This is a genomic window from Rhodococcus sp. LMD (genome assembly GCF_056108245.1).
The window spans coordinates 2254586-2280377 of sequence record NZ_CM148557.1; the positions used below are offsets into that span (position 1 = coordinate 2254586).

Genomic DNA, 25792 nt, shown 5'->3' on the forward strand with positions numbered 1-25792 from the left:
AGCCGATGCGACCGGACCGGGGCGGGCGCCTACCATTCCCCGTTGTGAAGGAACAACTGAGGACACGGACGGCCGGGTTGGGCTGGACCCTGCACGGCGACGGGCGTCGCGTTGCCGACGGCGAGGTCGTCGCCCCGGACGAACGACTGTCCTGGCCCCGCACCGTGGGCATCGGCATGCAGCACGTCGTCGCCATGTTCGGCGCGACGCTGCTCGTGCCGACGATCACCGGCTTCCCGGTCACCACGACGCTGCTCTTCTCCGGCGTCGGCACCGCCCTGTTTCTGCTGATCACCCGCGGCCGGGTACCGAGCTACCTCGGCTCGTCGTTCGCGTTCATCGCACCGCTGACGGCCTCGGCCGCGGAGGGCCCCGCCGCCCAGCTCGGCGGCATCGTCGCCGTGGGCCTCGCCCTCGTCCTCGTCGGACTCGTCGTCAGGGCGCTGGGATCCCGCGTCGTCGACGCACTGATGCCCCCCGTGGTGACCGGCGCGATCGTCGCGCTCATCGGGTTGAATCTCGCGCCGGTCGCGGTCGGGTCCTTCGAAGCCCAGCCGCTCGTCGCGGCGATCACGCTGACCGCCATCCTGCTCGTCACCGTGTTGGGCCCCGGACTCGTCGGCCGTCTCGGCATTCTCGTCGGCGTCGTCGTCGGCTGGGTATTCGCCGCCGTCACCGGCGGACTCGCCGAGGAACGCGTCACGGCCCTGCGTGACGCCGCATGGTTCGGCCTGCCCGAACTGCGCGCCCCGGCGTTCGAGCTCTCCGTGGTGCTGCTGGCGCTGCCCGTCGTGGTGGTTCTCGTCGCCGAGAACGTCGGCCACGTCAAGGCCGTGGCGGCGATGACCGGCCGCAACCTCGACGACGTCGCGGGCGACGCGCTGCTCGCCGACGGCCTGGCCACGACGCTCGCCGGGGTCGGCGGCGGCTCGGGCACCACCACCTACGCGGAGAACATCGGCGTGATGGCCGCGACGCGGGTGTACTCGACCGCGGCGTACTGGGTGGCTGCCGCGACCGCCGTGGTCCTCGCCTTCTCGCCGAAGTTCGGGGCCCTCGTCTTCACCGTCCCCGACGGGGTGCTCGGCGGCGCCACCCTGGTCCTGTACGGCCTGATCGGCATTCTCGGCGTGCGGATCTGGATGGAGGCGAAGGTCGACTTCACCGATCCGGTCAACCTCATGGTGGCCGCCGCCGCGCTGGTGGCCGGGATCGGCGACCTCACCCTCACCGTGGGCTCCGTCGAGCTCGGCGGCATCGCGTGGGGTTCGATCGGCATCCTGATCGCCTACCCGCTCCTGCGCCGCGCGGCGGACCTGCGCCGTCGAGCGCCCGGCGTGTCCGGTCACAAATAACGCTCGTTCCTGTCAGCGTCAGACGGGCCTTCCGATGTCTACCGTGAGCGTGACGTACGTCATCGGATACAGGAGCGCACATGGAACGCACCCTCTTCGAGCCCGAGCACGAACTCTTCCGGGAGTCGTACCGGAAGTTCCTCGAGCAGGAGGTGGCTCCCTTCCACGAGCAGTGGGAGCAGGACAAGATCGTCGACCGCGAGGTCTGGAAGAAGGCCGGCGCGCAGGGTTTCCTGGGCATGGCCGTGCCCGAGGAGTACGGCGGCGGCGGTGTCGAGGACTTCCGCTACAACACGATCGTCACCGAGGAAACCACCCGCGGAGGGTTCAGCGGCATCGGTTTCATGCTGCACAACGACGTCGTGGCCCCATACCTGCTGAAGCTGGCGAACGAGGAGCAGAAGCAGCGCTGGCTGCCGGGATTCTGTTCCGGCGAGATCATCACTGCGATCGCGATGACCGAGCCCGGTACGGGCAGCGACCTGCAGGGCATCAAGACCCGCGCGGTGCGCGACGGCGACGAGTGGATCCTCAACGGTTCCAAGACCTTCATCACCAACGGCATCAACGCGGACCTGGTGATCGTCGTCGCCTGCACCGACCCGGAGAAGGGCGCGCAGGGCTTCTCGCTCCTCGTCGTCGAGCGCGGGATGGCGGGCTTCGAGCGGGGCCGCAACCTCGACAAGATCGGCCTCGCGGCGCAGGACACCGCCGAACTGCACTTCACCGACGTGCGGGTGCCTGCCGCCAACCTCCTCGGTGAGGAGGGCATGGGCTTCATCTACCTGATGCAGAACCTGCCGCAGGAACGTCTGTCGATCGCGGTGGTGGCGGCGGCGGCGATGGAAGCCGTGCTCGAGGACACGATGCAGTACTGCCGGGACCGCAAGGCATTCGGCAAGTCGATCGGCAGCTTCCAGAACACCCGTTTCGAGCTGGCCGAGCTGGCCACCGAGACCACCCTTGCACGCGTGTTCGTGGACAAGTGCATCGAGCAGCTCAATGCCGGCACCCTGAGCGTGCAGGAGGCGGCGATGGCCAAGTTCTGGACCACCGACAAGCAGGTCGAGCTGATCGATCGGTGCCTGCAGCTGCACGGCGGATACGGCTACATGCGTGAATACCCGGTCGCGAAGGCGTATCTCGACGCCCGCGTGCAGAAGATCTACGGCGGGACGAACGAAATCATGAAGGACATCATCGGCCGCGGCCTGAATCTCTGACCCCACCGGGACATGCACGGCGGCGCCGCGAATCGCGGCGCCGCCGTGCGCGTTCTGCGGAAGGGGCGAGGTCAGATCTTGCGGATCACGGTCACGACCTTGCCGAGAATTACCGCGTCGTTGCCCGGGATCGGTTCGAACATCGGGTTGTGCGGCATCAGCCACACGTCGTTGTGTACGCGCTTGAACGTCTTCACGGTCGCTTCACCGTCGAGCATCGCGGCGACGATGTCCCCGTTGTCCGCGACGTTCTGCTGGCGCACCACGACCCAGTCGCCGTCGCAGATGGCCGCGTCGACCATCGACTCGCCGACCACCTTGAGCAGGAACAGCGAACCCTGACCCACCAGTTCTCTCGGGAGCGGGAACACGTCCTCGACGGACTCCTCCGCCAGGATCGGCCCGCCCGCGGCGATCCTGCCCAGCACGGGGACCATGGCAGCCGCCGTGGCCGACTCGGCGGCGACATCGACCCCGTCCACCGGCTGCGCCTGCGGCGCCGGCGGCTGCGAATCCTCGAGCCCGCGCACGTCCACCGCGCGGGGACGGTTCGGATCGCGCCGGAGGAAACCCTTGCGCTCGAGGGTGCGCAACTGGTGCGCCACCGACGAGGTGGAGTTGAGGCCCACTGCGTCGCCGATCTCGCGGATGCTCGGAGGGTAGCCGCGCTGGGTGACCGATTCGCGGATCACCTCGAGGACGCGGCGCTGGCGTTCCGTGAGGCCGACGGCCGGATCCGCGGTGGTCGTCCGGCTCCGCCCCGCCGGGGGATGGCCGTCCGTCATGTCGTGACCTCCGTGCGTCGTGTGTCGGATGTGCTGGATGTGATGGATCGAATCTAGCTCTCCGCGGCCCGGTTATCAAACATCTGTTCGACGTTTTCCGCCCGTTGTGCTGACTTTGTCGGAGCGACGTGGTACACATCGAACATACGTTCCTTCGAACAGGTGATCGAACGGCCGTCGATCGAGCGATGACCGAAGTTCCGCTGCGGGTCCTGCTCCCGCGGACGAGCGACACGTCGCGGGCACCGTCCCGCGGGCGAGTGACACGGAGGCCTCGATGAGGACATCAGCAGTGCGCCGAACCGAACGGAACCACCGGCAGTTCGACGACACCGGGCCGCACGACACCGGGCCGCACGACACCGGGCCGCACGACACCGGGCCGCACGACACCGGGCAGCACGACACCGGGCCGCAGGACACCGGGCCGCAGGACACCGGGCCGCAGGACACCGAGGACCGGGTACGCCGGGCAGGGACGACGCATCTCGTGCGGCGCCCCCACGAGGCGCCCGCCCGCCGGCTTCCCGTCCGTCCGGACGGGGGGATCGTGGACTACCGGCGCGCTCCGGTCCGGGTCTCACGCGTCCCGCACCGGCCGGCCGAGGTCGCACACACCCGCCCGGGCACGATACTGGCGACGGCGCTGCTGACCGCGCTCGTGACTGCGGGACTGCTCGGCATCGCGCACCTGCGCACCAGTCAGGTCGCGGCCGGCGCCGCACGCACCGACGTCACCGTCGTGCAGGCGGGCGAATCGCTCGGCGACGTCGCGGCCCGGGTGGCTCCGGGTCTGTCCCGGTCCGAGGCGATCGAGCGGATCCTCGACCTCAATGCCATGCCGGACGGTCGCCTCCGCACCGGCCAGACCCTGCTCGTTCCGGCCTCCGCGCCGCGGTGAACAGGCATGGGCGGGCAGGCACCGGGTTCGGCCGACGACCCGGGTATGCAGGTATTGTCGACTCTTGTCAGTGACACCACCTCGTGTGGTCGCGCCGAGAGCGATTCGCCTGCCGGTGGGTCCGGTCTCGGGAGGACGGCATCGGTTCGACGCCGACGTCGCGGCCAGCACGGCTACGACGAAGGAATCGACATGTACTGCCCGTATTGCCGGCACCCCGATTCCCGCGTCGTCGATTCCCGTGAAGCCGACGAGGGGGCCGCGATCCGGCGCCGGAGGGCATGCCCCCAGTGCGGAAGACGGTTCACCACGGTCGAGACGGCGGTGCTGTCGGTCGTCAAACGCAGCGGCGTCACCGAACCGTTCAGCCGGGAGAAGGTGGTGCGCGGCGTAGCTCGCGCCTGTCAGGGACGCGACGTCGACAACGATGCCCTCAACCTCCTCGCCCAGCAGGTCGAGGACGCGGTGCGGGCCAAGGGGTCCCCGGAGATTCCGAGCAACGAGGTCGGTCTGGCCATCCTCGGACCCCTGCGCGACCTGGACGAGGTGGCGTACCTGCGGTTCGCGTCCGTCTACCGGTCCTTCAGCTCCGCAGAGGATTTCGAACGCGAGATCAAGGAGCTGCGCGAGCACCAGCACCGGCGCGAGACCGGATCCGAGAACTGAGCGCCCGGCGGGACGCGTCGCCGCTCAGCGAATCGCCGCGACGGCCTTGAGGATCCGCTGCTCCGAGATCGGCCCACGGGTTCCGAGATGCTGGGCGAACAGGCTGACCCGTAGCTCCTCGATCATCCACGAGATCGCCACCACCTCGGCGGCGGTGGCCCGCTCCTGCGGCAGCCGTGCGAGCAGGCGGTCGTACTCGGCGTAGACCCGGTCCAGCACGTCCATGCCTTGCCGATCGCGGTGCGCGCTCGCCGGCAGCGCTTCGAGCCGATGCGCCGCCGCGGCCAGGTAGCGGGGCAGATCGGCGAGCCGGGCACTGCCGAGTTCGGTGACGAATCCGCGGAACAGCAGCGAGGCCAGCTGTTCCCGCACGTCCTCGGCAGCCTCGCCGCGCACCTTCTCGAGCAGGACTTCCACGTCGTGCGCGCGCGCCAGGGCGGGCACGACGAGTTTCAGCAGCGCCGCGACCCGGCCCGGCAACTCGGCGCGCACCACCTTCGCCAACGCGCTGAACTCGTCGGGTGTGCGTACCGGCTTGCCGTGCCGGACGATCGACTCGTCCACCGCGCAGGCCCGGCAGTCCTCGAGCAGATCCTCGAAGGAGCCGTCGGGGTTGCGTCCGAGCGCCAGCCGCTCGCTGTTGCTCAGGCCCGACGCAGCAGCGCGCGCCTGCATGGGGACTGCCTCGAGGAGCAGTGCCCGCAACCCGGTGCGCATCGCGGCCTGCTGCGCCTGCGAGGTGCTGAGCACCCGGACCGCCACACCACGATCCTCGGAGACCAGCGTCGGATATCCCGTCACGCGTTGTCCGGCCACGGTGCGTGTCACCGTCGGTTCGAGGGTGCCGAGGGTCTCGGCTGTCCAGACCAGTGCCGGCTCCCGTTCGGTGCTCGACGCCGCCCGCGAGACTTCGGCCTCGACGCGGGTTCCCAGCCGCCTCCGCAGATCGGTCAGGCTCTTGCTGCGCGCGAGAACCGATCCTTGTTCGTCGACGGCGGCGAACGTCATCCGCAGGTGGTCCGGCAGCGCGGTCGGCTCGAAGTCGCTCGGCTCGATCCGTGTCGCCCCGAGCCGCGACAGTTCCCGGGCCATCGCGTTGACGAGCGGCTCGGACCGGGGCCGGACCGACGCGAGGGCCGCCGCGGCGAAGTCCGGTGCCGGAACCACTTGGCGGCGAAGATGTTTGGGGAGCGTCTTGATGAGAGCGGTGACCAGGTCGACCCGCATGCCGGGCACCGACCAGTCGAAGCCGACGGGTCGGACCCCGGCGAGCAGCGCGACGGGAATGCGGACGGTGACGCCGTCCTCCTCCGTGCCCGGCTCGAACTGGTAGGTGAGGGGGAACTGCAGATCGCCCTGCCGCCACGCGTCGGGGTAGTCGCCGCCGAGGACCGCGGCGGCGTCCTGGTTGACCACCGTGTCTGGGGTGAAGGTGAGCAGTTCGGGGTTCTTCTGCCGCTCCTTCTTCCACCACGTGTCGAAGTGCCGCGCCGACACGACTTCCGGTCCGACGCGCTGGTCGTAGAAGTCGAACAGGGTCTCGTCGTCGACGAGGATGTCGCGCCGGCGGGCCCGGTGCTCGAGCGCCTCGACGTCGTCCAGCAGCGCGCGATTGGCATGGAAGAACTTGTGGCGCGTCCGCCACTCGCCCTGGACGAGGGCGTGCCGGATGAACAGCTCGCGGGAGGTCTCCCGGTCGATCGCCCCGTACTGCACCGGCCGTTGCGCCACCAGGGGGATGCCGTAGAGCGTGACCCGCTCGTAGGCCATGGCCGCCTCGCGCTTGGTCGACCAGTGCGGTTCGGAATAGGTGCGTTTGACCAGGTGCGGCGCGAGCTTCTCGGCCCACTCGGGTTCGATGCGCGCCGCCGTCCGGGCCCACAGCCGCGACGTCTCGACGAGCTCGGCCGCCATCACCCAGCGCGGCGGCTTCCTGGCCAGCGACGAACCGGGGAAGATCGCGAACCGGGTTCCGCGCGCGCCGAGGAAGTCCCGCTTCTCGCCCTCGCGCAGGCCGACGTGCGAGAGCAGCCCCGCCAGCAGCGACTGGTGGATCGAGTCGGGCCCGACGTCCTGGTGCCGGGTCTCCCAGCCGAGATTCAGGGTGATCTGACGGAGCTGGCCCTGCAGGTCCTGCCATTCCCGGATCCGCAGCCAGTGCAGGAACTCGTCGCGGCACATCTTGCGGAACCTGCTGGACGACAGTTCCTTCCGCTGCTGCTTGAGGTAGTCCCACAACTGCAGGTACGCGAGGAAGTCCGAGCCCTCCACGGCGAACCGGGCGTGTTTCTCGTCGGCCGCCTGCTGGAACTCGGCCGGTCGCTCGCGCACGTCCTGGATCGACAGGGCCGCGACGATGATCAGGACCTCGCGCAGGCATCCGTTGCGGTGCCCCTCCACGATCATCCGTGCCATCCGCGGATCGACCGGCAGCAGCGCGAGTTCGCGCCCGGTCCCGGTGAGCCGGGGCAGTTCGTCCTTCGCGGCCCGCTCGAGCGCCCCGAGCTCCTCGAGCAGCGCGATGCCGTCGCGGACGGCGCGCGGGTCGGGGGCTTCGACGAAGGGGAACGAGGCGATGTCCCCGAGTCCGAGCGCCGTCATCTGCAGCACGACCGAGGCGAGGTTGGTGCGCAGAATTTCCGGCTCGGTGAACTCGGGGCGGGCCTCGAAGTCCTCCTCCGAGTACAGCCGGATACAGATGCCGTCGGCGACACGACCGCAGCGCCCGGACCGCTGCCTGGCCGAGGCCTGCGAGATCTCCTCGATCGGCAGTCGCTGGACCTTGGTGCGCACCGAGTAGCGGGAGATCCGCGCGGTGCCGGGGTCGACGACGTAGCGGATGCCCGGGACGGTGAGCGAGGTCTCGGCGACGTTGGTGGACAACACCACTCGCCGGCCGGTGTGCGGGGTGAACACCCGGTGCTGCTCGGCGGCCGACAGCCGTGCATACAGGGGCAGGATCTCGGTGCCCCGGAGTCTGCGGTCGCGCAGGGCATCGGCGGTGTCCCGGATCTCGCGTTCACCGGAGAGAAAGACGAGGATGTCCCCGTCGCCTTCTGCGGCGAGTTCCTCGACCGCCTCACAGACGGCGTCGACCGGGTCGCGGTCGACGAGTGTGTCGCCCACCTCGATCGTCAGGGGCCGGTAGCGGACTTCGACCGGATAGGTGCGGCCGGAGACTTCGACGATGGGTGCGGGCGTGCCGTCGGCTGCTGCGAAGTGGTTCGCGAACCGCTCGGGGTCGATCGTCGCCGAGGTGATGATCACCTTCAGGTCCGGTCGCCGGGGCAGCAGTTCCTTGAGGTAGCCGAGGATGAAGTCGATGTTGAGGCTGCGTTCGTGTGCCTCGTCGATGATGAGGGTGTCGTATCGGCGCAGCAGCCGATCGCGCTGGATCTCGGCGAGGAGGATGCCGTCGGTCATCAGCTTGATCAGGGTTGCGTCCGACACCTGGTCGGTGAACCGGACGGTGTAGCCGACGGTGTCGCCGAGCTCGGAGTCGAGTTCCTCGGCGATGCGCTCGGCGACCGCGCGGGCGGCGATGCGGCGCGGCTGCGTGTGCCCGATCAGGCCGCGCACCCCGCGCCCCAGTTCGAGGCAGATCTTCGGGATCTGGGTGGTCTTGCCGGACCCGGTTTCCCCGGCGACAATGACGACCTGGTGGTCGCGGATGGCGGCGGCGATGTCGTCCTTGCGCTGCGAGACCGGGAGGTTCTCGGGATAGGTGACGGTCGGCGCGGCGGCCACCCGCGCGGCGAGCCGCAGTCGGGCCTGCTCGATCTCGGCGGCGATCTTCGCCAGGTCCCCGGGCCGGCGGGCCCGGTCGAGCCGCCGGCGAAGGCGATGCTCGTCGCGCAGCGACACGTCGGTGAGGGCCGACTTCAGGTCACGGCGTGTCGGCCCGGGCGGGGCGGGGGAGTGCGGAGTCTCGCGTGAGGTGGACATGCTGGATGTACAGCCTAGCGAAGCGCGCGTTCTCGCTGCGCGCCGCCCGGCGCATAGGATGGCGGTTTCATCGCCGTTCGTGGAACAGGAGCAGATCGTGGGCGCGTTGTGGCACGGGTTCGCAGACATGGGTGCCGTCGAACGGGACGGTGCGTTCGTCGTCGCGCGCGGCGAGGGCGCCTACATCTGGGACCGGGCCGGCACCAGGTATCTCGATGCCACCGCCGGCCTCTGGTTCGCGAACGTCGGTCACGGCCGCTCCGAGATCGGTGACGCGGTGGCAGCGCAACTGGCGAAGGTGGCGCACTACTCCAACTTCGGCGACCTGGCCGCGGAGCCGACCGTCGAACTGGCGGAACGGCTCGCCACGATCGCACCCGTTCCCGGCAGCAAGATCTTCTTCACCTCCGGCGGTTCGGATTCGATCGACACGGCGGCCAAGCTGACGCGCCGCTACTGGCAGGAGCTGGGACGGCCGGAGAAGACCCTCGTCGTCAGCCGGGAGAAGGCCTATCACGGCATGCACGTCGGGGGCACGTCCCTCGCCGGAATCCCGGTCAACGCCGAGGGGTACGGCGACCTCTGGGACGACGCCGCCAAGGTGTCGTGGGACGACGCGAAGTCGCTGCTCGCCCTCATCGAACGGGTCGGGGCCGACCGGATCGCGGCGTTCTTCTGCGAGCCGATCATCGGCGCGGGCGGCGTGTACCTGCCGCCGGAGGGCTATCTCGCCGAGGTCCGCGACATCTGCCGTGAGCACGACGTGCTCTTCGTGGTCGACGAGGTGGTCACCGGCTTCGGCCGCATCGGCGGCTCGTGGTTCGCCTCGGACCGGCTCGGTCTGGAACCGGACCTGATGACCACGGCGAAGGGGCTCACCTCCGGGTACGTGCCGATGGGCGCGGTGTTCGTGTCGCCCAAGGTGGCCGAACCGTTCTTCGCCGGCGGGGTGTGGTGGCGGCACGGCTACACCTACGGCGGGCATGCCGGTGCCGCGGCGGCGGCCCTGGCGAACCTGGACATCCTCGAGCGCGAGAACCTGCTCGCCGAGTCGGCGCGGCTGGAGCGGACCCTGCACGAGAAGCTGTCCCCGCTGGCCGAGCACCCGCGCGTCGCGGAGGTCCGCAGCGGTCTCGGTGCCGTGGCCGCAGTGCAGCTCGCCGACGCGTCCGAGGCGCTGCAGTTCGTGAAGACGCTTCGGCAGCACGGGATTTCGAGCCGGGCCGCGGGGCAGGGTGCACTGCAGATCTCGCCGTCGTTCGTGATGACGGACGAGCAGGTGCAGGACCTCGCGGACGGGTTCGCCTCCGCCCTGGGGTGATCGGCGGCCGGCGCAGCCGCCCGGCCGGGCGGGTCGCCTCAGCGGCGGATCCGGATCCCCCGGAACCCGGTGCGGATCCGCGTGCACAGTCCCGTGGTCACCTCGTCCAGGGGCACCGCGCTCTGCGTGTCGTGCGCGGCGGCGACGCGGGCGTAGCGGTCGTGCAGCTTCGTGCGTACCTCGTCGGGGGTGTACGCACGCCGCCTGCGCTCGTCGCGCATCACGACTGCGCCCGTCGCGGCGACGCCGACCGCTCCGGCGAGCCCGACGAGTTTCCACCACTGCCTGCCCTTCAATGCCATGCGCGCGAGCCTAGACGGCAGGGGTCGGGCTGGGGCCGCGCTCACCTGTGACCGATGCTCGTCACCGTCGACCGGCGCGATCTCCCGGACGCTCCGGGCGGACAGTGTGTTTCAGGGCCTGTCCGGTGATCCTTGCGTCCCGGTCGTATCCGGCTGCGGGCGTGTCCGGAACTCGAATCGACTACCGACGGCATTGGGGTGGAACGCGTCCGGGAGGGCGGTGAACAGCGCGTGCTGCGCCTTCCAGGACGTGCAGTGGGCGGGCACGACCACGGCCGGGTCCGCCGCCGCGAGGGCGGTCACCGTCCGAGGGACGATCGGACCGTCGCGGAGATGGAACCCGCCGAGGACGGCGTGGAGCCGGCCGACCCCGGTGAGCCGCTCGGCGTGCTCGAGGATGTTGATCAGCCCGGCGTGCCCGCATCCGGTGAGAACGACGAGTCCCCGCTCGCGGAGGTGCAGGACGACGGCCTGGTCGTCGTGGATCAGCGGGTCGGGCCGCCAGCGGCCGTCCCGGTGGACTTGATGGCCCGGCATGCCGGTCTCGTACCCGGTGGTCCGCGCGATCCGGCCGGTCACCAGGAGCATTCCGTCGAGCAGGAAGGAGGGGCGCCGGTTCTCGACGACGACGAACCCCGCGCCCTCGATCGCCGCGCGGCTCGGTGTCGGTAGCTCGAAGGCGCCGCCGGGACCGACGATGCGCCGGCGCGTCCAGAAGTCGGGGTGCACGAGGATCGGCAGGCGCCGGGAGCCGAGCCGGCGGGCGAGGCCCTGCAGACCCATGACGTGGTCGAAGTGGCCGTGGCTGAACACGATCGCCTCGATGCCGTCCGGGGAGATCGCCAGCCGATCGAGGTTCGCCATCAGCCCGTCCGGCGTGGCCCCCGCGTCGTAGAGGACGCGGTGCGTGGTTTCGCCGACCCGGATCTCGACCAGTACGGAGAACCCGTGCTCCGCGCGGAGGAGGTCGACAGTCCGGAATCCGACCGCCAGATCGCTGGGGACGATCGGGAGCGGACCTGCCGATCCGGCCAGCCCCCAGCGGCGGACGGGCCCCACGTCGGGCAGAAGCACGTCGGAGGAGTTGTCCACCAGCGTCGTCACATCGACCGCGTCGACCGGCCGGAGCTCCACCCGTACCGGGTCCCGCTCCGGCAGCTGTCCGGCGGATCGTCGATCGCGGGTCTCCGCTCTCGTCGTCACCCCTCCTCCTTCCGGTGGATACGGTGAAACAGCCGTCGGCGCCGGGCCGTCAGCGCTCGGATCCGAGGTCGGTGAAGTCGGGACGGAAGGGCGCCTCGCTCCCCGTCCGCAGATCGAACGTGCTGCGGTTCTGCGTGAGAATGTCCGTGCCGTAGACGTGGATCGAGATCGCATCGGTCCCGTCGAGCGCCTCCACCGAGTGGATCGTTCCGTCGGGTACGACGGTCACCGTGCCCCGCGGGTTCACGAAGGTGTCGGCAACCTGGAGCCGGGCTCTGCCCGGCACACGCCCGTCGTCGAGCCGGCGATACCACGTCTCACGTTCCCGGCCCCGGTACACGCCGACCACCGCCCACGCACCGTGATTGTGGACCGGAGTGCTCACTCCGGCCCTGAACACCGCCACCAGGATCGACAGGTGCCCGTCCGAGGCCCGGTGGACGGGGTACAGCACCCAGTCCCGCGTCTCGGGACGCTCCTGGTACTGCGGGTCCAGCCAGTCGCTGTCGTCGGCGACTGCCGCGGCCAGAACCGCACGGACCGACTCCGGTCCGTCGCGCAGTGTGGACGCCTGTCGCAGGCGAGGGATCAGATCGTGAATCGACTGCCGGTGGCCGAGTTCGGCGTGCCTGTTCATGATGCACCTCCTGCAACCGCTTTCGAAGAGAACGGTATGCGCTCACCAGAGATGAGTGCATCGGTACCAGTACGGACGTCGCGCGCCGTCCCGGCGGTGCCGGAGGCCGGCTCACAGACCGAAGTCGACCGCTCGCCGCACCAGCTCCACCCTCGAGTTGATGCCGAGCTTCGCGTAGATGTTGGCGAGGTGGGTCTCGACCGTCCGCTCGCCGATGAACAGGCGCCGGCCGATCTCGAGGGAGCTGAGTCCGGCGACCGCCAGCGCGCCCACCTCTCGTTCCCGGGTGGTCAGGGCCTCCGGCCCCCACGCCGGGCGGTTCCGGCGGCCCCGCCGTACCCCCGTCAGGAAGGCCTCGATCTCGATCAACACCGCGTCCATGTCGCCGATCCAGGGCCAGTGATCGATCCCGGGTAGTTCGACGAGGGTCGCGCCCGGGATGCGCGCCGCGACGTAGCGGGAGTGTTCGACCGACAGCCACGGATCGTCGACGTGGTGGAGCAGAAGCGTCGGAACTCGGATCTCGTGCAGCCTCGGACGAAGATCGGTCGCGGCGCAGAGCCGGAACAGTTCCCGTGCCTGCGCCGGGCCCGCCGCCGCCCGGGCGTGACGCGCGAACCAGGATCGATACCGCTCGTCCCCGGCCAGTGTCGGATTCATCGACGCGATACCGGAGCCCGTCGCCCACCCCTCGTCGATGCCGGCCAGGACCGACGAGAAGAACTCCTCGCTCCACCCCGCCGCATACCCGTCGTCCTCCAGGAGCCGGGCATGCGCGTCCCACAGGATCATCGAACGTGTGCGGTCGGGGTACTTCAATGCGAACGAGGTGCAGATCCCGGCGCCGACGGCGACCCCGAACAGGGTCGCCCGCCGGGACCCGGCGGCGTCCATCACGACCCGGACGTCCTCGACGCAGGCGTCCATGGACACCTCCTCCCGTGGCACGTCCGACAGGCCGGTTCCCCGCTTGTCGAACCAGATCAGCCGGGTGAACGATCCCAGGCTGCGCAGGAAACGCGCGAAGAACCGCTCTTCCCAGGCGAGGTCGAGGTGTGAGACGAATCCCGGAACGAAGACGAGGTCGGGTCCCGCTCTGCCCAGCACCTGGTATGCGATGCTGACATCTCCGCCGGCGGCGTACCGGACCTCGTGGTCCATCCCTGCACCGTAACGCCGTCTGCCGCACTGTCAACCTCGGGTGAGACGTATCGATGCGGGGTGGCGCCGGCGGGTCGGCCGCTGCCGCGATCCGGCGCCTGATCCCGCTACCTCCCCGCGTGAGAGGCTGTCGATCATGCAGCAGCGGCGCTCAGCGCAGGCCCGGATCACCCTCGACGACGCGGTGGCGGTGACCCGCACCGGTGATCTCTGGATCTTTCGCGGCAGCAGCCACGCCGACCGCGCGATCCAGACGCTGACCAACGCCCCCGTCAACCACGTCGGCCTGGCAGTGGTGCTCGACGACCTGCCCCCACTGATGTGGCACGCCGAGCTGGGCAGGAGCCTGCCCGACATGTGGACCGGCCGGCACCACCGCGGTGTGCAGCTGCACGACCTGCGCGAGGCGGTGCAGGTGTGGAGCGCGCGGTACGGCCAGCGCGGTTGGCTGCGCCAGCTCGGCGTCGAGGTGACGCCGGCGCAGGAGGATCAGCTGCTGCGCACCGTCGCCCGGCTGGACGGCACGCCGTTCCCCTCGACGGGCCGGCTGGCGGGGCGCTGGTTCGCGGGCCGGCTGCCGTGGCGCACACGTCCGGCGGACGCGGGCCTCGAGCGCGCGTACTGCGCCGAGGTGGTGGGCGCGACCCTCGAGGCGATGGGCCTGCTCGAGCAGCGCGGACGCGGCAGCAACTGGTACGACCCCGGACGGTTCTGGAGCGGAGACCGGCTGCCCGCCGCTCCCGGTGTCTCGTGGGGACGCGAGATCGAGGTCGTGCCCCCTGGGGCCGGGTAGAGCCCGCACGGGCTGTGCCGTCGACGGGAGCCCGCGCCGTCGAATGGCCGCGTTCCCCGGCCCCGGCCGGTGACTTCGCGGGATCATGAGCCCATGTCGCGCCCCGCCATCGCACTGCAGGTCTACGTCCTCGACACACCGGATCCGTCCGGGCTGGCCTCGTTCTATGCCGCGCTGCTCGGCTGGGACATCGACGACGCCGCCACCGACGACGACTGGGTCCAGTTGCGTGCCCCTGCCGGTGGGGGCCTGGCGTTCCAGCTGGCACCCGAATTCACCCCGTCGACGTGGCCGGACGGCAGGGTGCGGTTGCAGGCGCACCTGGACCTCGAGGTGGACGACCTCGAGGCCGCGGAGGCGTGGGCCCTGCGGCACGGTGCGACCCGCGTCGCGGGTCCCAATCCCAGCCCTACCTTTCGTACCTACCGTGATCCGGGCGGCCACGTGTTCTGCCTCGTGCGTTCGGGGTGAGCCGCCGGGTACGCCGGGCTCCGCGCGCGGTGTCCTGCAGCCTCCCCGCTCCGAGACCGGTCACCGCGCCGGACCCGCTATCGACGCCGCCGCGCACGTCCGGCGCTCTTCGGGCGTCCCGCATTGCCGCGGCGGGTCTTCGGCTTCTTGTCGCCGACGACCTTCCTCGGTTGCGAACCCTGGCGTTCCCCGCGCCGCTTCTGCTTCGGCTGGGATTCGTCCTGCCGGCCCCGCGAGCTGTTGGCGGTGCGGCCCCGCACGATCCCGACGAACTCCTCGACCAGCTCGGTGGTCCGCTCCGACGGCCACACCAGTCCCACCTGGGACTGCGGGGCGTCGGTCACCGGCCGATACGTCAGATCCTTGCGGTGGTACAGCCGCGCCAACGACTGCGGCACGACCAGCACCCCCACCTCCGAGGCGACGTACGACACGGCCGCCTCCGTCGTAGCCGGCCGCTCGAACGCCTCCTGTCCCGGCAGGCGCGCCCAGTCCAGCACGTCGTCGCGCGGGTGCAGCACCGTTTCCTCCGCGAGATCCGCGACGTCCAGTTCGTCGACTGCCGCGACCACATGGTCTTCGGGCACAACCACCACCGACGTCTCGGTGTAGAGATTGATCACCGACAGTCCGTCGCGAGGCAGCGGCAATCGCAGCACCGCGGCGTCGACCGTGCCGTCGCGCACCGCGCTCTCGCCGGCCGCGGCCGCCACCGGTACCAGTTCCAGGGGGACGTCGGGTATCCGTTCCGCCCACACCCGCGCCCATTTCCCGGGGGTGACACCGGGGACGTAGCCCAGCCGGAACGCCGGGGCGGACTCTTCGCTCACCCGCTCAGGCTAGCGGCCCGTGCGTCCAACGGCCGCCGAGCATCGTGCCCCACACCGCCGTCGCGGCCAGCTCCGCGCCGGAGCGGGGCAGCGTGTCCGCGTCGAGCACCACGAGGTCGGCGACGTCACCGGCGGTGACGCGGGTCCGGCCGCCGGTGGACGCTGCGAGCGCCACCTGCAGATCCAGTTCCTGCTCGCGGTGCCAGACGCGGCCGTCGGGCAGGGTGCGGTCGATCGCGGCGGCCAGGGTCCGCCACGGATCGAGGGGTGCGACCGGTGCGTCGGAGCCGAGGACGAGGCGCGCGCCCGCCGCGTGGAGCGTCGCGTACGGAAACGAGCGGTGCGTCCGGCCGGGCCAGTACCGCTCGGCCAGGTCCACGTCGTCGTACACGTGCGCCGGCTGGATGCTCGCCGCGATACCGGACCGCGCGAAGCGTGGGACGTCGCGCTCGGCCACGAGCTGAGCGTGTTCCACGCTGCCGTGTGCCCCGGTGGCGGCGAACGCGTCGAGCACGTGCGCACACGCGTGGTCGCCGATCGCGTGGACTGCGCTCTCGAACCCGTGGTCGTGGGCGTGGCGCATCAGCGGCTCGAGTTGTTCCGGAGGCACAGTCAGCACCCCGTGCTCGCCGTCGGGATACGGCTCGTGGCAGTAGGCGGTGCGGGTACCGAGCGACCCGTCGACGATCACCTTCACGGGACCGACCGTCGCCAGACCCGCCGTGCCGGGCACCGGGTCGCCGGTCCGCATTCCCGCCGCGATCGCGGCACCGAGCCACCGGGGCCAGATGCCGCACCGGACACGCAGGTACCGCGTCCCGGCGCCGATGCGGCGTGACCAGGCGGCCAGATTGTCGGCGATCTCGAAGTCGACGACCCCGACGACACCCCGGGCCGCGGCCGCTCGGGCCGCGGCGTCCACGAGCCGGTCGCGCACCTCGGCGTCCACGCGCTGGATGTCGTTCATCAGCGGCATGAACTCGCTCTCGCGCAGCAATCCCGTGGGATGTGGATGCAGCGAGAAGTGTTGTAGCGCGGAGGTATTGAACCAGGCGCAGTGCAGGTCCGCGCTGAGCGCGACGACCGGCCGGGCGGGGGCGATCGCATCGAGCACCGCTGCGGTGGGTGCGTCCGGCCACAGCCCGTCGCGAAAGCCGCGCGCGACCACGACGGGAGCGGGGTCGACGACCAGGCGGGCGGCCACCAGCGCGACCGCGTGCGCGGCCGACGTCGCGCCCGACAGGTCGAGCGCGGCGTGCGCGAGGGCCCACTGGTCGAAGTGCACGTGCGCGTCCCACAGTCCCGGCAGTACCAGTCGCCCCCCGACGTCGACGACCTCGGCGCCGCCCGCGGGATCGGAGACGACGCGGTCGCCGGTGATCGGCAGGTCGACCGGGTCGGCGCCGGGAGCGGTGCGGGCATTGCGCAGGACGAGGTGCGGCGGCACGGCTCAGCCTTCGACGATCTCGAACTCGTCGAACACGACCTCGCCGGCCGCGTCGGATTCGGCGAGGTTCACCTCGCCGAGCAGCGCCCAGCCGTGGTCGCCTTCGGGGTCGGCCAGGGTCTGCCGGACGCGCCACAGGTCCTCCTCCTCGACGACGGTGAACAGTTGCGGGCCCCGCGCGTCGGGACCGGTGCCGATCTCGTCGTACTCCTCGAAGTACAGTTCGAGGAGATCGGCCCAGTCCTGCGCTTCGAGTCCGTCGCCGAGGCCGGCGAGTGCGTCCCAGCGTCGTCGCGACGCCAGTTCCACCCGCTTGAACATCGCGTTGCGCACCATCACCTTGAACGCCCGTGGGTTCGCCGAGATCGGTTTGGGCACGTCCGCACCGAAGGCCACCTGCTGATCGTCGGATTCGATGCCGGGATTGGTCAGCGACTCCCACTCGTCGAGCAGGCTCGAATCGACCTGGCGGATCAGCTCGCCCAGCCACTCGGTGAGGTCTTCGAGTTCCTCGGTGCGGGCCGCGTCGGGAACCGTCTGGCGCAGGGCCCGGTAGGCGTCCGCGAGGTAGCGCAGCACCAGCCCCTCCGAGCGGGCCAGCCCGTAGTGGCCGACCAGTTCGGCGAACGTCATGGTGTGCTCGACCATGTCCCGCACGACCGACTTGGGGGACAGGGGGAACTCCGAGACCCACGGGTGCCCCGTGCGGTACGTCTCGAAGGCCGGCTCGAGCAGGTCCGCGAGCGGCTTCGGCCAGGTGATCTCCTCGAGGAGCTCCATCCGCTCCTCGTATTCGATGCCGTCGGCCTTCATCTGCTGCACGGCCTCACCACGGGCGGCGTGCTGCTGGGCCATGAGGATCTGCCGCGGATCGTCGAGCGTCGACTCGATCACGGACACCACGTCCAGCGCGTAGGTGGGGGAGTCGATGTCGAGCAGCTCGATCGCGGCGAGCGCGAACGGCGACAGGGGCTGGTTCAGCGCGAAGTCGCGTTGCAGGTCCACCGTCAGTCGCGCCGTCCGGCCGAACTCGTCGGGCTCGTCGAGCTGCTGCACCACGCCGGCCTGCACGAGCCCCCGATACAGCGAGATCGCCTTGAGGATGTGCCGGCGCTGGGCCGGGCGCGTCTCGTGGTTGTCCTCGAGCAGGTGACGCATCGCCTCGAAGCAGCTGCCCGGACGGGCGATCACGTTCAGCAACATGGAATTGCTCACGGAGAAGCGCGAGGTGAGGGGCTCGGGGGAGGCGGCGACGAGCTTGTCGAACGTGCCCTCGCCCCACGAGACGAACCCTTCGGGAGCCTTCTTACGCTGCACCTTGCGGCGCTTCTTCGGGTCGTCACCGGCCTTGGCGAGGGCCCGCACGTTCTCGATCTCGTGCTCGGGTGCCTGCACCACGACGGTGCCCATCGTGTCGAACCCGGCGCGGCCGGCGCGGCCGGCGATCTGATGGAACTCGCGGGCCTTGAGCTGCCGGGTCCGGGTGCCGTCGAATTTCGTCAGGCCGGTCAGCAGCACCGTCCGGATGGGCACGTTGATGCCCACGCCCAGCGTGTCGGTGCCGCAGATGACCTTGAGCAGGCCGTCTTGGGCCAGCCGCTCGACGAGTCGCCGGTACTTCGGCAACATCCCGGCGTGGTGCACGCCGATACCGTGCCGCACCAACCGCGAGAGCGTCCTGCCGAAACCGGTGGAGAACCGGAACGCGCCGATCGCCTCGGCGATCGCCTCCTTCTCCTCGCGGGAGCACATGCTGACGCTGGTCAGGGCCTGCGCTCGTTCCAGGGCGGCGGCCTGGGTGAAGTGGACGACGTAGACGGGGGCCTGATGGGTGGTGACCAGTTCCTCGATCTCTTCGCCGATCGGCTTCTGGGAATAGGTGAACGACAGCGGCACCGGCCGCTCGGAGCCGGAGACCTCGGTGGTGGGGCGGCCGGTGCGACGGGTCAGGTCCTTCTGCAGGAACGTGACGTCGCCGAGGGTCGCCGACATCAACAGGAACTGCGCACGGGGCAGCTCGACGAGGGGCACCTGCCAGGCCCAGCCACGGTCCGGCTCGGAGTAGAAGTGGAACTCGTCCATCACCACCTGGCCGATGTCCGAGTCGGCGCCCTCGCGCAGCGCCAGATTGGCGACGATCTCGGCGGTGGCGCAGACGATCGGGGCGCCGGGGTTCACCGAGGCGTCACCGGTCATCATCCCGACCCGATCGGCGCCGAACACCTCGCACAGCGCGAAGAACTTCTCACTGACCAGGGCCTTGATCGGGGCCGTGTAGAACGTGCGCTTACCGGTGGCCAGGGCGAAGAAGTGCGCACCGAGTGCGACCATCGACTTGCCCGACCCGGTGGGCGTCGCGAGGATGACGTTCGACCCGGAGACCAGTTCGAGCAGCGCCTCCTCCTGCGCCGGATACAGCGAGAGGCCGCGCCCGGTCGTGAAGGCGGTGAAGGCGTCGAACAACGAGTCCTCGTCGACGATGTCGGGGATCAGTTCCGGAAGCAGCACCGCTCCAGGCTAGTTGTTGCCGGCGGGACCGCGCCGACGCGCCGGCCGGCCGCGGACCGCGGCGCCCGTCCCCGTCGAGTCCGCCGCTCGCCACGGTGGGCGGGGCGCTCAGGTGGCGCTGCGCTCGTCGGCGCCCATCGCACCGAGCACGGCCTGCCGGGTGGCCGGGCCGCCGGTGATCTGGCTCTCGCTGACGCCGTTGATCAGCAACTCACGCCAGCGCTCCTCGTCGAACACGAGAGGCGCGGTCGAGTCGAGGAACTCCTCGACCACCCGCAGGAACCGGATGGGGTCGTCGCGGAACGGGAAGTGACCGGCGCCGCGGAAGACGTCGAGCCGGGAATTCGGCATCGCCGAATGCGCCAGGTAACCGTGGCTCACCGGGATCACGCTGTCGTGATCTCCCCAGATCAGCTGCACGGGCAGGTTCTCGGTCAGGTAACAGCGGTCGAGCATCGTCACCACCTGCCCGCGCCAGTCCACGACGGCCCGCAGTGTGCGCAGGAACGCCTCGTAGGCGGTGGGATCGGGCAATCCGCTCAGGACGCGGATCAGATCCGACGTGTCGTGCAGGAAGACCCCCGGCCGCAGCGGCGTGTCGTGCAACTGCCCCAGCAGGCCGCCGGCGACGCGTACCGCGGGCATCGCGCCCGGCAGCCGGAGCAGCTTGAGGACCTCGCTCAGGCCCGGCATGGACAGCAGGCGCAGGGCGGGATGGACGTCCTTGGTGACGCCGCCTGCCGAGACCAGGATGAGCCGGTCGACCATCTGCGGGAACTGGTACGCGAACTGCATCGCGACGCCGCCGCCGAGGGAATGCCCGACCACCGTGACGTGCTCGATGCCCAGGACCGACAGCAGATCTCGGACCCCGTTGGCGTACGCGGCGACCGAATAGTCGGCGCGGGGCTTGTCGGAGCGGCCGTGGCCGAGCAGGTCCGGGGCGATGACGGTGTACTTACGGGCCAGGTGCGGGATGACTTCCTGCCAGGTCGAGGAGTTGTCGCCGATCCCGTGGATCAGCAGCAGCGCGGGCCCGTCGCCGGCGAGCCGGAACGCGCGGCGGTAACCGTGGATGGTCCGGAAGACCACCCGAGTCTCCGCATCCGGTACCGGCCGGAGCGTGCGTGTGCGTGATGAACCCATGTGCGTCTCCTGACCGCCGGATCCTCGTCGACCTGTGTCGTCCGAGGCGCCGGACCGTCGCCGGCCCGACCCTTCCGCTCAACTCGTCGAACCGAGCGTACTGACTGTATGTGACCTGCACAACGTCAAAGGTAACGAGAGAGTAATGATCAGGGGTCGGACCGGCGGCGATTCGAACCCGGTCAGGCGGGCGGTTCCGCCTCACCCGGCCCGTTTCCGCCGCGATCCTCGTACTCGGCGAGGAAACGTTCGAACTCGGCGCCGATCTCCTCGCCGGTCGGCAGATTCTCGTCCGTCGGCAGCTGGGCGGCCTGCTGCTCCTGCGCGGCGACATAGCTGTCGTACTGCCGCTCGAGTCCCCGGACCACCGCCTGCACTTCCTCGTTCTGGGCGATGTGCTCGTCGATCTGCTCGCGCACGCGCGCGGCGGCTTCGCCGAGCGCGGCCAGGGGCAGCCCGAGGCCCCCGGCTTCGGCGACGTTCTCGAGCAGCGTCTCGGCGGCACCCGGATAGTCGGTCTGTGCCAGGTAGTGCGGCACGTGGACCGAGAACCCCACCGACTCGTGACCGTGCTGCGCCATCCGCAGCTCGAGCAGTGACGACACCCCCGCCGGCACCTGCAGTTCGCCCGTCCAGCGATGGTGATCGGCGATCAGGTCCTTGTTCGTCGAGTGCGCGGTCACGCCCAGTGGGCGGGTGTGGGGAATCGCCATCGGGATCGCGCTGATCCCGATCGTGCGCCGGACGCCGAACTGCTCGGCCAGCAGGCGCACCGCGGTGATGAACCGCTCCCATTTCAGGTCGGGCTCCGCGCCGGCGAGAAGCAGGAAGGGAGTACCGGCGGTGTCGATCAGGGCGTACAGGTTGAGCTCCGGGGCGGCGTAATCCGAGAAGTGATCGGCCTTGAACGTCATGGTCGGGCGCCGGGACCGGTAGTCGATCAGCTCGTCCACGGCGAACGACGCGACGAGCTCGCTTTCGAGGCTCTCCCGCAGGTGTGTGGTGGCGAGCCGTACCGCATGCCCCGCGTCGGCGAACCCTTCGAGGCCGTGCACCAGGACGGGGCCCTCGCCGTCCGCGGACGTCAACCGGGGCGCAGGGAACTCGAGCTCGTACATGCGGGACTGGTCGTCCATGCGAACATCCTCCGTTCGATCCGGGGCGCCGTGATACCGCCGGGTCCCCGGCGTGGCATGGTGGAGTTCGAGTCTAGTTGAACTGATGATCAGCTTCCGCCGGGGCGTGACCCGGCGGAACGCGACAGCGGAGGTCCGGTGGCACCCCACAGCGCAGGAGACGACGTCCGGCCGCCGCGCCGCCCCCCGGCCCCCGGCCGCCGGCTGGGCGCCACCGCGTTCGGCGCGGTGCTGCTGCTCGCCGCCGGGTGCTCGTCGACCGTCGGCGGGACACCCCAGCCCGAGCCGGCCGCGCTGGCCACCACGGGCGACGCCGCGACCGCGAGCCGCCCCCTCGCCGAACTGCTGCTGCCCCCCGAGGAGTTCCCCGAGCCGTACGACGCGGTGGTACTCCCGCCGCAGGCGGTCGCCCAGGCCGCTCCCGATCTCACGGGCGTGCCCGAGGGTGCCAAGGTGGATCCACCCGGCTGCCTGCCACCGCCGCAGAATTTCGGCCCGGACGGGACCGCGATGGTGGTCGGCACGGACAACGACAGCCGGGCCACCATCTCGGTGGAACTCGTCGCCGTCACCGACGAGCTGGCCGCCTACCGCGAGCATCTCGTCGAATGCCCCGTCGTCGCGGCGACCCGCCGGGGCGTCACCGCCACCGTGACCACCACGCTCGACCCGTCGGCGCCCCCGGCGCCCCCGGGGGTCGAGACCCTCGCCTTCACCCGGACCGTCCGGTCGGGGGAGGGCCGGGAGGTGGTCACCCAGTCGATGACCAGCCGCATCGCCCAGCTCGGCGACGTGCGGGTGCTGGTGACCTACATGTCCTTCGGTGCCGGGCCCGCCAACACCGGCGGCCTCACCCGGGTCTTCGACGCGAGCGTGGAGCGTGTTCGCGCCGCCTGAGTGCAGTCGCTCGAGCGCGGCACGCTACCAGCGCCCGCCGACAACGGGCGGTCCGGACTCCCGCAACCGCCGTAGTTGTCCACAACCGGGGCGTTCGTCCCCAGATTCGGCGAATCCGGGTCGCACGGTCTCCGGGGGCGCGGACCGTCGGGGACAGTCGGGCCATGACCACATCGACTTCCTCGCCCCGCCCGCTGCGACTCACCGATCCGGGTGAACTGATCGCCGCCGTGCCGGCCATGCTCGGCTTCCTTCCCGCGCGGTCGCTGATCGTGCTGAGTCTCGCGTCCGACGCGGGTGGCGGACGCGACGGCGCCCGGTCCGCGGCCGTCGGCGCCGTCATGCGCCACGACCTGATGCTGCCTCCCGGCGAGGACGATCCGGTACCGGCCGCGATGCGTGACGTCTTCGAGCGGTTCGGTGCGCTCTGCGACCGGGAGGGCGCCGACGCCGTGCTCGTCGTCCTCGTCGACGACCGCCTCGACCATCCGGACGCCCCCGCCGTCGCCGCAGCCTGCCGCTTGCTCGACGACTTCGCCGTCCGTCTCGATCGTCACGGGATCCGCATCGCCGGCGCCCACGCCGTCTCCGAAGTCGCCTGTGGCAAGATATGGTTCGCGCTCGTCGGCGGCGTGCACGGGACGGTGCCGGACCCGCAGGCCTCACCCGTCGCCGCCGCTCGGGTCTTCGAGGGCGGAGCCATCCGACGGTCGCGCGCCGAACTCGCCGACCTGCTGGCCCCCGTGCCGATGCCCGGACGGCTGCAGGTCGCCGACCACATCGACGAGGCGATCGACACCCGCGACCTCGCCTACGAACTCGCCGTCCGTGCCGGCGGCCGCGAGCGCGCCGACCGTCAGGAACTCGAGGCCGTCCTGAGTCACATCGCCCGGCACGGCGACGGCGCCGAACTGCTCGCCCCCGAACTCGCCGAACTCGCAGTCCTGCTGTCGAACTCGACCGTGCGGGACGCGGTGATGGCCCTCGCGACGGGTGCCGAGTCCGACACTGCCGAACGATTGTGGATCGCGCTCACCCGGCGTCTCCCGGACCCGGAACGAGCCGAGGCCGCCGCTCTCGTCGGCTACAGCGCATACGTACGTGGCGACGGGCCGCTCGCCGGGGTCGCTTTGGGTGTCGCACTCGAATCGAATCCGCGGCACCGGCTGGCCGACCTTCTCGACCAGGCCCTGCAGGCCGGGTTGCGGCCGCACACCGTGCGCGGTCTCGCCGACACCGGCTACGAGATCGCCGCGCGGCTCGGGGTGCGAATGCCCCCGCCGGAGCCGGCGGCGTGACCTCGGCCGCTCAGCGCCGTGCCGCGTGCGACCGGTCGCCGAGCCCCTGCAGGTAGGCCCACGCGTCGGTGACGATCTCGTCGAGGCTCGTGTGCTGCGGCTTCCAGCCCAGTTCCTCGACGGCGCGGCGGCTCGAGGCGATCAGCACGGCCGGGTCCCCGGCACGCCGGGCGGCGTCGACGACCGTGATAGGCAGCCCCGTCACCCGGCGACACGCCTCGATGACCTCCCGGACGGTGAAACCCTCACCGCTGCCGAGGTTGTAGACGGCGTGTTCGCCGGGACGGGCGGACTCCAGTGCCAGAAGATGGGCGTCGGCGAGGTCCTTGACATGGATGTAGTCCCGCACCGCCGTACCGTCCTTGGTCGGCCAGTCGGTGCCGAACACCGAGATGTGCTCGCGCTGGCCGAGGGCCACCTGCAGCACGAGCGGAATCAGGTGGGTCTCGACCACGCGGTTCTCCCCGGCGCCGTGGTACGCACCCGCGACGTTGAAGTAACGCAGGCTCGTCGCGGCCAGCCCGTAGGCCCGCGTGTAGGACGAGATCGCATGGTCGATGGCGAGTTTCGTGGCGCCGTACGGGTTGGTGGGACGGGCGGGGGCGTCCTCGGTGATCGGGACCTGCTCCGGTTCGCCGTACGTCGCCGCCGTCGACGAGAACACCAGCCGCGGAGTTCCCGATCGCCGGATCGCGTCGAGCAGGGCGAGGGTCGCGACGACGTTGCCGTGCCAGTACTTGTCCGGCTGTTCGACGGACTCGCCGACCAGCGACTGCGCCGCGAAATGCAGCACACCGTCGAATCGGGGCCGAGCGCCGTCGCCGAGCACCGTCGCGGCGGCGGTGGCGATGTCGCCCTCGACGAACTCCGCGCCGGCCGGCACGGCGTCGGCGTTGCCGGTGGACAGATCGTCGAGGACCACCACCTCGTGTCCCTGCTCGAGCAGCACCGTGCTGCAGACGCTGCCCACATACCCGGCGCCGCCGGTCACCAGAAGCCTCACGCTGTGCGCCCCTTCTTCGCCGGCCCGCGCAGGGCCGGCGAACGGGCCTGCCTCAGACCTGCTTCACCTGCACCGCGTGGGCCATTTCGTCGGAAAGTTCGAAGCCGTCGTGGCCGGGCACGTTGATGACCACCGACCCAGGCTTCGTCTCGACTGTAACGCGTGCGTCGGGCACGATCCCCGCCTCCCGCAGCCGGCCGATCACCTCGTGATCGGACTGCACGTATTCGGCGAGCCGTCGCACGACCACGGCGGTCGGCTTACCCGGCGGAATCTCGGTGAGCCGGACCAGCGGCTCGTCCGCCGCCACCGGCCGGTCCAGGCCGAGCTGGTCCAGTCCGGGGATGGGGTTGCCGTACGGCGACGTCGTGGGGTTGTGCAGCACCTCGACGAGGCGGCGCTCGACCTCCTCGCTCATCACGTGTTCCCAGCGGCAGGCCTCGGCGTGCACGTTCTCCCAGTCGAGGCCGATCACGTCCACGAGCAGCCGCTCGGCGAGCCGATGCTTGCGCATGACCGACACCGCCAGATCGCGGCCCTTCTCGGTCAGCTCGAGGTGCCGGTCGCCCGCCACCCGCAGCAGCCCGTCCCGCTCCATCCGGGCGACGGTCTGACTCACAGTCGGGCCGCTCTGCTCCAGGCGTTCGGCGATGCGCGCACGCAGCGGCACGACGCCCTCTTCCTCCAAGTCGTAGATCGTCCGGAGGTACATCTCCGTGGTATCGACCAGGTCCTTCACTCTCACACCCCTTCGTCTGCGGCCG

At 70.6% G+C, this 25792-nt stretch carries 22 protein-coding genes; 9 read left to right on the forward strand and 13 right to left on the reverse strand.

What is annotated here, in order from left to right; genetic code table 11:
* Nucleotides 1-5 precede the first annotated feature (5 nt).
* Both ACWPQI_RS10575 and ACWPQI_RS10580 read left to right on the forward strand, forming a co-directional pair.
* Complete coding sequence (locus tag ACWPQI_RS10575; protein ID WP_411741183.1) at nucleotides 6-1355, forward strand: uracil-xanthine permease family protein; 1350 nt, start codon at nucleotides 6-8, stop codon at nucleotides 1353-1355.
* Between the two features lie 80 nt (nucleotides 1356-1435).
* On the forward strand, nucleotides 1436-2578 hold the full coding sequence (locus ACWPQI_RS10580) for an acyl-CoA dehydrogenase family protein (protein ID WP_010592628.1): 1143 nt from the start codon (nucleotides 1436-1438) through the stop codon (nucleotides 2576-2578).
* 71 nt (nucleotides 2579-2649) lie between these two features.
* Here ACWPQI_RS10580 and lexA read toward each other — a convergent pair whose 3' ends face one another.
* Entirely contained in the window at nucleotides 2650-3363 is a 714-nt protein-coding gene (gene lexA / locus ACWPQI_RS10585; protein WP_010592627.1) for a transcriptional repressor LexA, read from the reverse strand.
* Between the two features lie 277 nt (nucleotides 3364-3640).
* On the opposite strand from lexA, the gene ACWPQI_RS10590 reads away from it, so the two are divergent.
* Nucleotides 3641-4264: a LysM peptidoglycan-binding domain-containing protein gene (locus ACWPQI_RS10590; RefSeq protein WP_474738791.1), complete on the forward strand. Its 624-nt coding sequence runs from the start codon at nucleotides 3641-3643 to the stop codon at nucleotides 4262-4264.
* Between the two features lie 192 nt (nucleotides 4265-4456).
* Entirely contained in the window at nucleotides 4457-4930 is a 474-nt protein-coding gene (gene nrdR, locus ACWPQI_RS10595; protein ID WP_010592625.1) for a transcriptional regulator NrdR, read from the forward strand.
* Between the two features lie 24 nt (nucleotides 4931-4954).
* On the opposite strand, the gene hrpA is transcribed toward nrdR, so the two are convergent.
* Nucleotides 4955-8875: an ATP-dependent RNA helicase HrpA gene (gene hrpA / locus ACWPQI_RS10600; protein WP_010592624.1), complete on the reverse strand. Its 3921-nt coding sequence runs from the start codon at nucleotides 8873-8875 to the stop codon at nucleotides 4955-4957.
* Between the two features lie 58 nt (nucleotides 8876-8933).
* On the opposite strand from hrpA, the gene ACWPQI_RS10605 reads away from it, so the two are divergent.
* Nucleotides 8934-10196, forward strand: coding sequence for an aminotransferase family protein (locus ACWPQI_RS10605; RefSeq protein WP_048772808.1), 1263 nt, complete (start codon nucleotides 8934-8936; stop codon nucleotides 10194-10196).
* A 38-nt stretch (nucleotides 10197-10234) separates the two neighbouring features.
* On the opposite strand, the gene ACWPQI_RS10610 is transcribed toward ACWPQI_RS10605, so the two are convergent.
* The 4 genes from ACWPQI_RS10610 to ACWPQI_RS10625 form a co-directional block, all read right to left on the reverse strand.
* Nucleotides 10235-10498, reverse strand: coding sequence for a hypothetical protein (locus tag ACWPQI_RS10610; RefSeq protein WP_010592622.1), 264 nt, complete (start codon nucleotides 10496-10498; stop codon nucleotides 10235-10237).
* Between the two features lie 111 nt (nucleotides 10499-10609).
* Nucleotides 10610-11701 (reverse strand): MBL fold metallo-hydrolase, encoded by a 1092-nt coding sequence (locus tag ACWPQI_RS10615; RefSeq protein ID WP_474738792.1) that lies wholly within the window; start codon nucleotides 11699-11701, stop codon nucleotides 10610-10612.
* A gap of 49 nt (nucleotides 11702-11750) precedes the next feature.
* Complete coding sequence (locus ACWPQI_RS10620) at nucleotides 11751-12338, reverse strand: cysteine dioxygenase family protein (RefSeq protein ID WP_010592619.1); 588 nt, start codon at nucleotides 12336-12338, stop codon at nucleotides 11751-11753.
* Nucleotides 12339-12449: 111 nt separating this feature from the next.
* On the reverse strand, nucleotides 12450-13499 hold the full coding sequence (locus tag ACWPQI_RS10625; RefSeq protein ID WP_064066336.1) for an alpha/beta fold hydrolase: 1050 nt from the start codon (nucleotides 13497-13499) through the stop codon (nucleotides 12450-12452).
* Between the two features lie 136 nt (nucleotides 13500-13635).
* Between ACWPQI_RS10625 and ACWPQI_RS10630 the strand changes: the two genes are divergently transcribed.
* Nucleotides 13636-14292, forward strand: a complete 657-nt coding sequence (locus ACWPQI_RS10630; RefSeq protein ID WP_064066337.1) for a hypothetical protein — start codon at nucleotides 13636-13638, stop codon at nucleotides 14290-14292.
* Between the two features lie 93 nt (nucleotides 14293-14385).
* On the forward strand, nucleotides 14386-14763 hold the full coding sequence (locus ACWPQI_RS10635) for a VOC family protein (RefSeq protein ID WP_064066338.1): 378 nt from the start codon (nucleotides 14386-14388) through the stop codon (nucleotides 14761-14763).
* 77 nt (nucleotides 14764-14840) lie between these two features.
* Here the strand turns inward: ACWPQI_RS10635 and ACWPQI_RS10640 are convergent, their stop codons facing one another.
* The 5 genes from ACWPQI_RS10640 to ACWPQI_RS10660 all read right to left on the reverse strand — a co-directional run bounded on the left by ACWPQI_RS10640 (nucleotide 14841) and on the right by ACWPQI_RS10660 (nucleotide 21830).
* The gene (locus tag ACWPQI_RS10640; RefSeq protein WP_048772814.1) at nucleotides 14841-15593 is read right to left on the reverse strand and encodes a LysR substrate-binding domain-containing protein; all 753 of its coding nucleotides are present in this window, start codon (nucleotides 15591-15593) and stop codon (nucleotides 14841-14843) included.
* A gap of 4 nt (nucleotides 15594-15597) precedes the next feature.
* On the reverse strand, nucleotides 15598-17040 hold the full coding sequence (locus tag ACWPQI_RS10645; RefSeq protein WP_064066339.1) for an amidohydrolase: 1443 nt from the start codon (nucleotides 17038-17040) through the stop codon (nucleotides 15598-15600).
* 3 nt (nucleotides 17041-17043) lie between these two features.
* Complete coding sequence (locus ACWPQI_RS10650; protein ID WP_474738793.1) at nucleotides 17044-19548, reverse strand: DEAD/DEAH box helicase; 2505 nt, start codon at nucleotides 19546-19548, stop codon at nucleotides 17044-17046.
* 108 nt (nucleotides 19549-19656) lie between these two features.
* Nucleotides 19657-20694 carry an alpha/beta fold hydrolase gene (locus ACWPQI_RS10655; RefSeq protein WP_010592612.1) on the reverse strand — a complete coding sequence of 346 codons (1038 nt, stop codon included), beginning with the start codon at nucleotides 20692-20694 and terminating at the stop codon, nucleotides 19657-19659.
* Nucleotides 20695-20876: 182 nt separating this feature from the next.
* Nucleotides 20877-21830: a proteasome assembly chaperone family protein gene (locus ACWPQI_RS10660; RefSeq protein WP_010592611.1), complete on the reverse strand. Its 954-nt coding sequence runs from the start codon at nucleotides 21828-21830 to the stop codon at nucleotides 20877-20879.
* A 138-nt stretch (nucleotides 21831-21968) separates the two neighbouring features.
* Here ACWPQI_RS10660 and ACWPQI_RS10665 point away from each other — a divergent pair, with 138 nt between their 5' ends.
* The gene (locus ACWPQI_RS10665; protein WP_474738794.1) at nucleotides 21969-22727 is read left to right on the forward strand and encodes a sensor domain-containing protein; all 759 of its coding nucleotides are present in this window, start codon (nucleotides 21969-21971) and stop codon (nucleotides 22725-22727) included.
* Between the two features lie 164 nt (nucleotides 22728-22891).
* On the forward strand, nucleotides 22892-24025 hold the full coding sequence (locus ACWPQI_RS10670; protein WP_010592609.1) for a DUF4192 domain-containing protein: 1134 nt from the start codon (nucleotides 22892-22894) through the stop codon (nucleotides 24023-24025).
* Nucleotides 24026-24035: 10 nt separating this feature from the next.
* Here ACWPQI_RS10670 and galE read toward each other — a convergent pair whose 3' ends face one another.
* Complete coding sequence (gene galE / locus ACWPQI_RS10675; RefSeq protein ID WP_026137735.1) at nucleotides 24036-25028, reverse strand: UDP-glucose 4-epimerase GalE; 993 nt, start codon at nucleotides 25026-25028, stop codon at nucleotides 24036-24038.
* 52 nt (nucleotides 25029-25080) lie between these two features.
* The gene (locus tag ACWPQI_RS10680) at nucleotides 25081-25767 is read right to left on the reverse strand and encodes an iron-dependent transcriptional repressor DtxR (protein ID WP_010592606.1); all 687 of its coding nucleotides are present in this window, start codon (nucleotides 25765-25767) and stop codon (nucleotides 25081-25083) included.
* Nucleotides 25768-25792: the final 25 nt, after the last annotated feature.

Coding starts and splice junctions, on each gene's coding strand:
- ACWPQI_RS10575 (WP_411741183.1), top strand. CDS start 6: ATGCGACCGGACCGGGGCGGGCGCCTACCATTCCCCGTTGTGAAGGAA.
- ACWPQI_RS10580 (WP_010592628.1), top strand. CDS start 1,436: ATGGAACGCACCCTCTTCGAGCCCGAGCACGAACTCTTCCGGGAGTCG.
- lexA (WP_010592627.1), bottom strand. CDS start 3,363: ATGACGGACGGCCATCCCCCGGCGGGGCGGAGCCGGACGACCACCGCG.
- ACWPQI_RS10590 (WP_474738791.1), top strand. CDS start 3,641: ATGAGGACATCAGCAGTGCGCCGAACCGAACGGAACCACCGGCAGTTC.
- nrdR (WP_010592625.1), top strand. CDS start 4,457: ATGTACTGCCCGTATTGCCGGCACCCCGATTCCCGCGTCGTCGATTCC.
- hrpA (WP_010592624.1), bottom strand. CDS start 8,875: ATGTCCACCTCACGCGAGACTCCGCACTCCCCCGCCCCGCCCGGGCCG.
- ACWPQI_RS10605 (WP_048772808.1), top strand. CDS start 8,934: ATGGCGGTTTCATCGCCGTTCGTGGAACAGGAGCAGATCGTGGGCGCG.
- ACWPQI_RS10610 (WP_010592622.1), bottom strand. CDS start 10,498: ATGGCATTGAAGGGCAGGCAGTGGTGGAAACTCGTCGGGCTCGCCGGA.
- ACWPQI_RS10620 (WP_010592619.1), bottom strand. CDS start 12,338: ATGAACAGGCACGCCGAACTCGGCCACCGGCAGTCGATTCACGATCTG.
- ACWPQI_RS10625 (WP_064066336.1), bottom strand. CDS start 13,499: ATGGACCACGAGGTCCGGTACGCCGCCGGCGGAGATGTCAGCATCGCA.
- ACWPQI_RS10630 (WP_064066337.1), top strand. CDS start 13,636: ATGCAGCAGCGGCGCTCAGCGCAGGCCCGGATCACCCTCGACGACGCG.
- ACWPQI_RS10635 (WP_064066338.1), top strand. CDS start 14,386: ATGTCGCGCCCCGCCATCGCACTGCAGGTCTACGTCCTCGACACACCG.
- ACWPQI_RS10655 (WP_010592612.1), bottom strand. CDS start 20,694: ATGGGTTCATCACGCACACGCACGCTCCGGCCGGTACCGGATGCGGAG.
- ACWPQI_RS10660 (WP_010592611.1), bottom strand. CDS start 21,830: ATGGACGACCAGTCCCGCATGTACGAGCTCGAGTTCCCTGCGCCCCGG.
- ACWPQI_RS10670 (WP_010592609.1), top strand. CDS start 22,892: ATGACCACATCGACTTCCTCGCCCCGCCCGCTGCGACTCACCGATCCG.